We start from the raw sequence: 737 nt of genomic DNA on the forward strand, positions 1-737 counted from the left end.
GATCATCGCCAGCAACGATCAGATGGCGCTCGCCACGCTGGAGACGTGCCGGGAACGCAGGATCGCGGTGCCCCGCGACCTGTCGCTGATCAGCTTCGACAACACCCCGATCGTCCGCTTCACGCATCCGCCGCTGACCGCAGTGGACCAGCCAATCGCCGATCTGGCGGCCCGCGCGGTCGAGCTTATCATTGCCGAACTCGCAGGGCGTGATTCACCGGGGCAGCCGATCATTGTCCCGGCGAAGCTAGAGCTGCGCCAATCGACCGCACGACGCCGATAACCCTTTGCAATCCCCTGGCTGTGGCGATGCCGATGTCCTAAGCAGGCGTCACATGACCGCGCATTCCGACCGCTTCTTCGCTGTCCGCAAGGCGAAGCGATCGCCCGCACTGATTCCGGTGCTTGGTGCGCTTGGATACGCCGGATGCGTCGTTGCGTATCTGCCGTTGTTAACTTTGCTGTTGCCACTGCGGATCGAGTTGATTGCCGGGGAAGCGCGGTTCGGTGTGCTCGCGACGGCGATGATCGCAGGTGCCGCGATGGCCAGCATTGCGGGTATCCTATTCGGATGGCTTAGCGACCGTTCGCTCGAGCGCGGCACGGGACGGCGATACTGGATCGCCGCAGGCCTTGTCGCGACGATCGCGTCGTACGCGGGCATTGCCAGCGCACGGACGCCCGCGATGCTCGTCCTATCGGTGATGGCGTTTCAGGTCGCGCTCAACATCGCCCTG

At 64.2% G+C, this 737-nt stretch carries 2 protein-coding genes; both read left to right on the plus strand.

All coding sequences use genetic code 11. The features are described 5' to 3' along the window. Nucleotides 1-283: LacI family DNA-binding transcriptional regulator (locus tag AACY45_RS27195; RefSeq protein ID WP_339548517.1), on the plus strand; the 283-nt coding region annotated here is incomplete at its 5' end. A 52-nt stretch (nucleotides 284-335) separates the two neighbouring features. Further along, nucleotides 336-737 (plus strand): hypothetical protein (locus AACY45_RS27200; RefSeq protein WP_339548519.1); only part of this gene is annotated, 402 nt, incomplete at its 3' end.

Source organism: Pseudomonas sp. RA_35y_Pfl2_P32, assembly GCF_963970735.1.
In the GTDB taxonomy this organism is placed as follows: Bacteria; Pseudomonadota; Gammaproteobacteria; order Pseudomonadales; family Pseudomonadaceae; genus Aquipseudomonas.